Source organism: Phenylobacterium sp. (assembly GCF_030645195.1).
GTDB lineage: Bacteria > Pseudomonadota > Alphaproteobacteria > Caulobacterales > Caulobacteraceae > Phenylobacterium.
The window spans coordinates 1-9,690 of record NZ_JAUSLW010000192.1 but is presented as its reverse complement, the minus strand read 5'-3'; the positions used below and the strand labels follow the sequence as shown (position 1 = coordinate 9,690).

Here is a 9,690-nt window from a genome sequence, read left to right as displayed (position 1 = left end):
GCGCCCGCCTCGGCGGATGGACCGGATACTACGGAAAACCCGGCCCCGTCGTCATGCTCAACGGATGGCTCGACTTCCAGGCCGCAAAGCGAGGCGTCGCACTCTTAGCCCCCAACGCCGATGTGTGAATCCGGTAGCCCCATAAAGGGGAGGGAGGGCTCGCGACCTTGACTTTCGACCCCCCTCATGCGCCCTTCCGCGCCTTGATTTTCTAGAGCTTTGGCGACCATGCATCCCCACCGTTCCCATACCTGCGGCGCCCTCCGGTCGACGGACACCGGTCAGAATGTCCGCCTGTCGGGCTGGATCCACCGCAAGCGCGACCACGGCGGGCTGATGTTCATCGACCTGCGCGACCACTATGGCCTGACCCAATTGGTGATCAGTCCCGAGACCCCCGGCTTCGACCGCGTCGAGCGCCTGCGGGCCGAGAGCGTCATCCGGGTGGACGGCCAGGTCCTGGCCCGCTCGGCCGACACCATCAACCCCAACCTGCCCACCGGCGAGGTCGAGATTCGCGTGTCCTCCATCGACGTGATCTCCGAGGCCGCCGAGCTGCCGCTGCCGGTGTTCGGTGAGCCCGACTACCCCGAGGAGATCCGGCTCAAGCACCGCTACCTGGATCTGCGCCGCGAGACCCTGCACAAGAACATCGTCCTGCGCTCCAAGGTCATTCACTCGATCCGCAACCGCATGATCGGCCAGGGCTTCCTGGAGTATCAGACCCCGATCCTGACGGCCTCGTCGCCGGAAGGCGCGCGGGACTTCCTGGTGCCCTCGCGCCTGCACCCGTCCAAGTTCTACGCGCTTCCCCAGGCCCCCCAGCAGTTCAAGCAGCTGCTGATGGTGGCCGGCTTCGACCGCTACTTCCAGATCGCCCCCTGCTTCCGCGACGAGGACCTGCGCGCCGACCGCAGCCTGGAGTTCTACCAGCTCGACGTGGAGATGAGCTTCGTCACCCAGGAGGATATCTTCGCCGCCATCGAGCCCGTGATGCACGGGGTCTTCGAGGAGTTCGGCGACGGGAAGAGCGTCACGCCCTATCCGTTCCCGCGCATTCCCTACCGCGACTCCATCGCCTGGTACGGCACCGACAAGCCGGATTTGCGCAATCCGCTGAAGATGCAGGACGTCTCCGAGCGCTTCCGCGGCGGCGGCTTTGGCCTGTTCGCCCGCATCCTGGAAGACGCTAAGAACGCCGTCTGGGCGATCCCCGCCCCCAAGGGCGGTAGCCGCGCCTTCTGCGACCGCATGAACTCCTGGGCGCAGGGCGAGGGCCAGCCGGGCCTGGGCTACATTTTCTGGAGCGAGGACCAGGGCGCCTGGGGCGGCCCGATCGCCAAGAACCTGGGCGCCGAGGCCACCGAGGCCCTGATGGCGCAGATCGGCCTCTCGCAGGGCGCCGCCGCCTTCTTCGTCGCCGGCGATCCGAAGAGCTTCTACAAGTTTGCCGGCTCGGCCCGCACCAAGGTCGGGACCGACCTGAAGCTGATCGACGAGACCCGCTTCGAGTTCGTCTGGATCGTCGACTTCCCGATGTTCGAGATGAACGAGGAGACGAACCACGTCGACTTCTCGCACAACCCCTTCTCCATGCCGCAGGGCGAACTGGAGGCCCTGGAGACCAAGGACCCCTTGGACATCCTGGCCTACCAGTATGACATCGTCTGCAACGGCTATGAGCTGTGCTCGGGCGCGGTGCGCAACCATCGCCCCGACGTGATGCTGAAGGCCTTCGATATCGCCGGCTACGGCCCCAGCGTCGTCGAGGAGCAGTTCGGCGGCATGCTCAACGCCTTCCGCCATGGCGCCCCGCCGCACGGCGGTCTCGCCCCCGGCATCGACCGCATCGTCATGCTGCTGGCCGGCCAGACGGCCATCCGCGAGGTCATCGCCTTCCCGCTGAACCAGCAGGGCCAGGACCTGCTGATGAACGCGCCGTCGGAGGTCGAGGACAAGCAGCTCAAGGAACTGCACATCCGGTTGGCCCCGCCGATCAAGGTCTAGGGGCTCGGGCCGCTCCGCTTCGGCGGAGCGAGCCTCAGTGCGTGGCGATGATGTAGCGCGGCTCGCTGGGGGGCGTGGGCGGCGTCGGCGCGCGGATCCGGCCGGAGGGCGGGGCTGCCGGCGCCGGCGGGGTCGGCGGACGCCATCCGGTCCAGCGCACCGTCGCTCCATGGCAGCCGCGGGCGACGAGACCCTGGGGCAGCTTGGTGGAGCCGTCGGCGCAGGCCTCGTCCAGCTGGTCCTGGTCCAGGTTGCGGGCCTTCGACAGGTCCACCCCGTAGAGCACGGCCCGGCGCAGGCTGGCGTCGCGGAAATCGGCGCCGGCGAAGGCCGCGCCCGAGAGCACGGCGTTGTCGAGATTGGTGTCGCGGAAGGACGCCCGGTCGAACCGGCCGCCGGCCAGGACCGCGCCCTGCATGCCGGCGTCGCGGAAACTCACGTCCCGGGCGTCGGCGCGGCTGAAATTGGCGCCCATCAGTTCGCCGTCATTGAGCTGGGCGCCGCCCATGGAGGCCCTGCCGAAGTTGGCCCCCTGGGCCGACAGGTCGCGCAGGTCGGCGTTGGAGAGATCGGCGCCGACGAAGTTGACGCCCTTGGCCTCCACGTCCCGCAGCTTGGCGTTGGAGAGGTTGGCCGAGCCGAAATTGGCGCCGATCATCTCGGAATCCGACAGGTCGGCGCGGGACAGATCGGCGTTGGCGAAATTGGCCCCGTAGAAGCGAGCTTCACGCAGGTCCGAGCCCACGAGGGCCGCGCCGGCGAAATTGGCCCCGTTGAACTGGGCGCCTGTCAGCTTGCGGCCCGACAGTTCGCACTTGGCGCAGGCGCCGCCGAAGGAGACCAGCCTGGCCACTTCCTTGTCGCCGACCATGGCGTTGGCGACCCCGGGGGTGACCGCCGTCAAGGCGGCGAGGGCGCCGGCGAGGGGAGCGATGCGGGACAGGGGGATGCGGAAGAAGCCGAACATGGGAGACACCATGTGCCTATGGGGACGGGCTGCGGCTACTTAAATCGCGGTAATTCTTGACAGATTAGCACGCCGGCACACGCAGGCCGGGTGGCAGGCGGGTGGCGCCATCCCCGCAGGCGCGGTTCAGCTGGCCCTGGGTGAGACCCCGGGCGCGGTCCATCTCGGCGCCGGAGAGGTTGGTCCCGTCCAGGTTCGCACCGGCGAAGTTGGCGCCTTCCAGATAGGTCCCGACGAAGCTGGCGTGCGTCAGGTTGGCGCGGGCGAAATTGGCGCTGGAAAACACCGCGCCATAGGCGTTGACGTCCCGCAGGTCGGCGCCGCCGAAATTGGCGCGGTTCATCACCGAGAGGCTCAGGTCCGACTGCCGCAGGCGCGCGCCGGCATAGTTTCGGCCCTTGATCTCGAGCCCCGAGAAATCGGCCTGGAAGAGGTTGCAGCCGGGGCAGTTGGCGCCGCGCCGGGCGGCGGCGATCTGGCCGGCGTTCTGGGCCAGGGCCGGCGCGGCGGCGGCCAGCGCGGCGATCAGGCTGAGCAGGGCGAGCGGTCTCATCATGGGAACGGCTCCGGGCGAAAGGTCCCGTTCCGATTAGGCCAGCAAACTTAAGGCCTGGTGACCAGACCCTGACCGTTTCGGATGGACTCATCTGAAACGGCAAGAAGGGTCTAGATTCAAAACATTAGAGCACGTCGGGCGGCGGAACCGGTAATCCACTTCCGCCTGACGTGCTCTATAGGGCGTTTCAGCCCGTCCGGCCGCTGTCCTGGGGCCCGGCGCGGACGCCGCAGCTCTCGCAGATCAGGCTGGCGCCCTTGCGCACCACCGCCAGGTCGCCGCAGGCGGCGCAGACGTCGGCCTCCAGCCGGGCGCCCCGCGCATGGGCGCTGGGCAGGAAGACCAGGTTGTCCGGCGTGGCGCCCCGGGCGAAGCCGCGGGAGATGAAGTGGGAGGCCGGCTGCGGCTCGCTCTCCTCGGCGTCGCCCTCGGCCTTGCCGCGGCCCAGGCCGTCGGCGTTGAGCTCGCCGTCGGCGTTGGCCAACTCGTCGCGGCCCAGATAGGAGATGCCCAGCTCGCGGAAGATGTAGTCGAGGATCGAGGTCGCCGACTTCACCGAATCATTGCCCGTCACCGGCCCTGCCGGTTCGAAGCGGGTGAAGACGAAGGCGTCGACGAACTCCTCCAGCGGCACCCCGTACTGCAGGCCAATGGAGATGCCGATGGCGAAGTTGTTCATCAGCGATCGGAAGGCCGCGCCCTCCTTGTGCATGTCGATGAAGATTTCGCCCAGCTCGCCGTCGTCGTACTCGCCGGTGTGCAGATAGACCTTGTGGCCGCCCACGGCCGCCTTCTGGATATAGCCCTTGCGGCGGTCGGGCAGCTTGCGGCGGGTGCGGTCGCGCTCGACGATGCGCTCCACGATCCGCTCCTGAGGCGGGGGCGGGATGGCCGCCTCGGGCTCGCGCATGGCGCGCGGCGGAGGTTCGACCACCTTGGGCAGGTCCAGGGCGAAGCTCAGGGGGGCGTCGCCGCGGCGGATCCGCAGGGCGGCGGCGCGGGCCTGGCCGGCCTCGGCCAGCAGGGCCTGGGCGTCGGCCGGCGCGGTGTCCCACTCCAGCTCGATCTCGGCGATGGCGGGCAGGTGCAGGGCCGGCTGCAGGGCCGCCAGCATGGTGAAATAGGGCGTCGGCCCCAGGTCCTCGGCGGTGAGGAACACCGCCCGCTGGTCGGGGGTCAGGAAGGGGGCGTCGGTCAGGGCCCCGGCGCCCAGGACGTGGGCCTCGGCCACGGCGATCTCGTCGTCGGAGAAACCTGCTTGTTTCAGGGCGTCGAAGTCGGGGTCCGCCAGGTCGGCGTCGCTGGCCCCCAGGACGTCGGAGAGGAAACCCGCGTCCACCACCTGGGGCGAGAAGGCGTCCCGCAGATGGGCGGCGAAGGGCAGGGCGGCCTCGGCCGCGGCGATCTCGTGATCGGTGAAGCCGCGGGCCTTGAGGGCCACGTGGTCGATGGCCGGCGAGTCCGACAGGTCCAGCCGGCCCAGCAGGTGGGCCCGGGCCGCGGCGGGGTCGACCCCCAGGACCGCCAGGCCCTGAAGGGCGGCTTCCGACAGCACCCGGGTGTGAGCGCCGTCCTCGGTCTCGGCGATGGTCACGGCCCCCAGCCAGGGGGCGGCGGCGGCCGAGGCTCCGCCCAGGCGCAGGGTCAGGTCCGGATCGTCGAACACCGCCAGCCCGCCGGTGAGCGGGATGTCGGCCATGGCTTGGCGCGCCTTCAGATAGAGGTCCCGGGCGGCGTCGCGGCCTTCCCGCGAATCATAGGCCAGCCCCTGGGCGGCCAGCCAGTCGGCCACGCCGCCCAGCCCGAGGGCCACCGGGCCTCCGAAGGCGGCCAGGGCGATCGCCGCCAGACCGACGGCGTCGTCGAATCCCGAGGTGTCGAAGTCGTCCCCGGTTCCGAAGGCCATGACGTCGACCCCGCCGCGGGTGGCGGTCCAGGTGTCGGCGATCTGGGCGCCCGCGCCTGGGGCGAAGGCGGCCACCACGGCGCCGGTCTCCCAGGAGGCGGCGGCCAGGGCGACCTGGGCGATGGCCTGGTCGGCGGCGACCTGGGCGATCAGGCCGGGGCCGTCGCCGCTTTCGAACTGGGCCTGGGCCGACCAGATGTCCTCGCCGGCGCGGGCGAGCGTCATGGCGTCCATGATCATGACATCGGTGGCGCCCGCGGCGCGGGCGGCCTCGGCGGCGCGGGCCAGGCCGAGGTTGGATTGCGGGTCGGCGCAGGCGGCGGCATCGCCCTCGCAGCGCGCGATGGCGTCCATCACGCCCTGCAGGCGCTGGGCTAGGGCGGTGGCGGCGGCGCGGGCGGCGACTCGGCCCCGGCGGCGCGCGCGCAGGGTGTTGAGCGCCTTCTCGAAGCCGGGCTCCCCGGCGGCGATCAGGGTGGGGGTGTCGAGGGCGCGGGGCTCGGCTATGGCCAGGCGGCCGCTGAGCAGGGCCGCGCCCAGGTCGCGGCGGAAGGCCGCGCGGGCCCGGGAATCGGTGAGCAGGCCCAGCGACCCGGCCTGTTCGGCGATGGCGTCGGCCTTCTGGAAGATGGCGGCGGGTAGGTCGGTGTCGCCGTCCGCCCAGTCCAGCCACGCCTCGACCCGCGCGTCGGTCCAGCCGGCAGGCGCCAGCACCTCGACCACGCTGTCGGCGCGCTCAAGAGGCCTGCGCTCGATCCTCGCCGGTTCGCTTCGCAACGGTTTGACTCCCACCGCGCGAGGTTAGGCGCCCGGAGGGCCGCCCGCAACAGATGTTGTGGTCGCAGGCCAGTTCTCAACAACATCTTGCGACGTTCGCGCCGCTGGACGCTCGATAGGCGCCCGCCTATAGTCCGCCCGCCTCCCAACCCCGTTGGATCTTCAAAATCGTGCTCAAGTCGATCTTTACCTGGTGGAACGGCGCCACTCTTGGCGCGCTCTTCACCCTCTGGCGGCGCGCCGTCTTCGTGGGCCAGGATGACCTGGGCAACAAATACTACCAGGCCAAGGACGACAGCGATTCCTACGACAAGGGCCGCAAGCGCCGCTGGGTGATCTACCAGGGCTACGCCGAGGCCTCCAAGGTGCCGCCGGACTGGCATGGTTGGCTGCACCACACCTTCGAGGAGCCCCCGACCCGCGAGCCGCTGAAGCGGCAGGCCTGGGAAAAGGACCACCAGCCGAACCTCACCGGCACCGTCAACGCCTGGCGCCCCAAGGGCTCCATCAGCCGCGGCGGCGAGCGCCAGAAGGCGACCGGCGACTACGAGGCCTGGCGGCCGGAATAGTGGTGGCGCGCGGCTTCCTCAGCCTGACGGTCGGTCTCGGCGCCCTGGCGGCGGCGGGGCTCGTGGCCGCCCAGACCGCGCCCCCGGCGCCGATCGCCCCGACGCCAGGACCCGCGCCCGTCGCGCCGTCCCCCCTGCCGCCCGCCGGAGCCCCGGCGCCCGCCGAGGAAGCCCCGCCGGCCATCGTGCCGGTCCCGGCCCCCGTGGCCACTCCGCCGGTCCAGGCCTCGGAGGTCGCGCCGGCCGCGCCCCCCAAGGCCCAGGTGGCCGAGAAGCCCGCCGAAAGCACCACCAAGCGCGCCCGCTACGATGTCGCCATCATCCAGGCCCTGGACAAGGTCACCGCCGAGACGGTCCGCTTCGAGGCCGCCGTCGGCCAGCCGGTGCGCTACAAGACCCTGGTCTTCACCGTGAAGGCCTGCGAGCAGGCGGCTCCCGACGAACCGCAGGAAGACGCCATCGCCTATCTGACGGTGGATTCGCAGCCCAAGGCCGCGCCGGGCAAGCCGACCCCGCCGCCGCGCCAGGCCTTCAAGGGTTGGATGTACGCCTCGTCGCCGGGCCTCAACCCGCTACAGCACCCGGTCTACGACGCCTGGCTGATCACCTGCAGGGCCGCGGCCCCCGTCGTGGCCGCCGGCAGCCGCTGAAAGTCGGCCTGGGCGGCCAGGGCCTTGCCCAGCCGCCGCCGATAGACCGCCCGCGAGATTTCCTGGGTTCCGAACTGCGCCAGGTGCTCGGTCATGAACTGGGTGTCCAGCAGCACGAACCCGCCGGCGATCAGCCGGGCTGCCAGGTGGACCAGGGCGATCTTCGAGGCGTCGGTGGCGGTGGAGAACATGCTCTCGCCGAAGAAGGCCCCGGCCAGGGACACGCCATATAGCCCTCCCACCAGCTCCTCGCCGCGCCAGCACTCGACGCTGTGGGCGTGGCCGATGGAGAACAGCTCGGCGTAGAGCCGCTCGATGGGGCGGTTGATCCAGGTCTCCACCCGGCCGGGTCTGGCCTCGGCGCAGGCTGCGACCACCTGCGGGAAGGCGGAGTCGATACGCACCTGGAAGGGATCGCGCCGCACCGTGCGCGCCAGCCGATGGGAGACGTGGAACCCATCCAGCGGGATCACCCCCCGCCGCTCCGGGTCGATCAGGAAGAGCGCCTCGTCCTCCCGGGCGTCGGCCATGGGGAAGACCCCACGGGCGTAGCACTCCAGGAGTTCGGGCGCCCCAAAGGTCTTCATGGCGCTCGCGGTCCGCGCCCTCAGGCCGACAGGTCGGTCTGCGACTTCATCCAGCGCTCCAGCCAGTGGATGTCGTAATTGCCGGCGATGATGTCGGGCTGGTGGATCAACTCCTGGAACAGCGGAATCGAGGTCTCGATGCCGCCCACCACCATCTCGCCCAGGCAGCGGTTGAGGCGCGCGATGCACTCCTCGCGGTCGCGGCCGTGGACGATGAGCTTGCCCACCAGGCTGTCGTAGTCAGGCGGGATCGTATAGCCCGCATAGAGGGCGCTATCGAGCCGCACCCCCAGGCCGCCGGGGGCATGGAAGTCGGTCACCAGGCCCGGCGAGGGGGCGAAGGTCTTGGGGTTCTCGGCGTTGATTCGGCACTCGATGGCGTGACCCTCGAAGACGATGTCCTCCTGGCGGAAGGACAGCGGCAGGCCCGCGGCGATGCGGATCTGTTCGCGGACCAGGTCGATGCCGGTGATGGCCTCGGTGACCGGGTGCTCCACCTGCAGGCGGGTGTTCATCTCGATGAAGAAGAACTCGCCGTTTTCGTACAGGAACTCGATGGTGCCGACGCCGAGATAGCCGATGGCCTTGATCGCATCGACCACCACCTTGCCGATCTTGGCGCGCTCAGCCGCATTGATGACCGGGGAGGGGGCTTCCTCCAGCACCTTCTGGTGACGCCGCTGCAGGGAGCAGTCGCGCTCCCCCAGATGGCAGACATTGCCGAAGCTGTCGGCGATGACCTGGATCTCGATGTGGCGCGGGGTCTGGAGGTAGCGCTCCATATAGACCGCGTCGTCGCCGAAGGAGGCGCGCGCCTCGGCCCGGGCCGTCGAGACGGCCTCGGCCAGGTCTTCCATCGTCTCGGCGACCTTCATGCCGCGCCCGCCGCCGCCGGCGGCGGCCTTGATCAGGACCGGGAAACCGATCTGCTTGGCGGCGGCGAAGGCCTCCTCCTCCGTGGTCACGGCGCCGTCGGAGCCGGGGACCACGGGGATGCCGGCGTTCTTCACGGCCTGTTTGGCGGTGATCTTGTCGCCCATCATCAGGATGTGCTCGGCCTTCGGGCCGATGAAGGTGAAGCCGTGCGCCGTGACGATCTCGGCGAAGCGGGCGTTCTCCGACAGGAAGCCGTAGCCCGGATGGATCGCCTGGGCGCCGGTGATTTCGGCCGCCGCGATAATCGAGGGGATGTTCAGATAGCTCTTGGCCGCCGAGCGCGGGCCAATGCAGACGCTCTCGTCGGCCAGCCGCACCCACATGGCGCCGGCGTCGGCCTCGGAGTGGACCGCCACCGTCGAGATGCCCATTTCCTTGCAGGCCCGGTGGACCCGCAGCGCGATCTCGCCCCGGTTGGCGATGAGGATTTTTTCGAACATCGGGTTACTCGATGACGACGAGGGGTTCGCCGAACTCCACAGGGTCGCCATCGCCCACCAGGATCTCCACCACCTTGCCTGCCTTGGTGGCCGGGATCGGGTTCATGGTCTTCATGGCCTCGATGATCATCAGGGTCTGGCCGGCGCTCACCGTGTCGCCGACCTTCACGAAGGGTGGGGCCTCAGGGGAGGGCTGCATGTAGACGGTGCCCACCATGGGGGACTTCACCAGGTCGCCAGCGGCCCGCGACGCGGCGGCCGGCGCGGCGTCGAGGGCGGGCGCGGCGGCGGCGGG

The 9,690-nt window shown here is 70.1% G+C and carries 9 protein-coding genes; 3 read left to right on the top strand and 6 right to left on the bottom strand.

Features of this window, described 5'->3' with window-relative positions:
* Window positions 1-219: 219 nt before the first annotated feature.
* A complete protein-coding gene (gene aspS, locus Q7T09_RS16310) occupies window positions 220-2,007 on the top strand; it encodes an aspartate--tRNA ligase (RefSeq protein WP_304701116.1) in 1,788 nt (595 codons plus the stop codon).
* A 34-nt stretch (window positions 2,008-2,041) separates the two neighbouring features.
* On the opposite strand, the gene Q7T09_RS16305 is transcribed toward aspS, so the two are convergent.
* The 3 genes from Q7T09_RS16305 to Q7T09_RS16295 all read right to left on the bottom strand — a co-directional run bounded on the left by Q7T09_RS16305 (window position 2,042) and on the right by Q7T09_RS16295 (window position 6,213).
* The gene (locus Q7T09_RS16305; RefSeq protein ID WP_304701115.1) at window positions 2,042-2,974 is read right to left on the bottom strand and encodes a pentapeptide repeat-containing protein; all 933 of its coding nucleotides are present in this window, start codon (window positions 2,972-2,974) and stop codon (window positions 2,042-2,044) included.
* A gap of 64 nt (window positions 2,975-3,038) precedes the next feature.
* Window positions 3,039-3,530, bottom strand: a complete 492-nt coding sequence (locus tag Q7T09_RS16300; RefSeq protein ID WP_370689270.1) for a pentapeptide repeat-containing protein — start codon at window positions 3,528-3,530, stop codon at window positions 3,039-3,041.
* A gap of 187 nt (window positions 3,531-3,717) precedes the next feature.
* Window positions 3,718-6,213 (bottom strand): ribonucleotide reductase, encoded by a 2,496-nt coding sequence (locus Q7T09_RS16295; protein WP_304701113.1) that lies wholly within the window; start codon window positions 6,211-6,213, stop codon window positions 3,718-3,720.
* A 170-nt stretch (window positions 6,214-6,383) separates the two neighbouring features.
* Between Q7T09_RS16295 and Q7T09_RS16290 the strand changes: the two genes are divergently transcribed.
* Together Q7T09_RS16290 and Q7T09_RS16285 are read left to right on the top strand one after the other, a co-directional pair.
* Window positions 6,384-6,782: an NADH:ubiquinone oxidoreductase subunit NDUFA12 gene (locus Q7T09_RS16290; RefSeq protein WP_304701111.1), complete on the top strand. Its 399-nt coding sequence runs from the start codon at window positions 6,384-6,386 to the stop codon at window positions 6,780-6,782.
* A gap of 2 nt (window positions 6,783-6,784) precedes the next feature.
* Entirely contained in the window at window positions 6,785-7,432 is a 648-nt protein-coding gene (locus Q7T09_RS16285; RefSeq protein WP_304701109.1) for a DUF2155 domain-containing protein, read from the top strand.
* Here the strand turns inward: Q7T09_RS16285 and aat are convergent.
* The 3 genes from aat to accB form a co-directional block, all read right to left on the bottom strand.
* Entirely contained in the window at window positions 7,369-8,019 is a 651-nt protein-coding gene (aat, locus tag Q7T09_RS16280) for a leucyl/phenylalanyl-tRNA--protein transferase (protein ID WP_304701108.1), read from the bottom strand. The genes Q7T09_RS16285 and aat overlap by 64 nt on opposite strands.
* Window positions 8,020-8,039: 20 nt before the next feature.
* Window positions 8,040-9,395, bottom strand: a complete 1,356-nt coding sequence (gene accC, locus Q7T09_RS16275) for an acetyl-CoA carboxylase biotin carboxylase subunit (RefSeq protein WP_304701107.1) — start codon at window positions 9,393-9,395, stop codon at window positions 8,040-8,042.
* Between the two features lie 4 nt (window positions 9,396-9,399).
* On the bottom strand, window positions 9,400-9,690 hold a 291-nt coding region (gene accB / locus Q7T09_RS16270; RefSeq protein WP_304701106.1), incomplete at its 5' end, for an acetyl-CoA carboxylase biotin carboxyl carrier protein.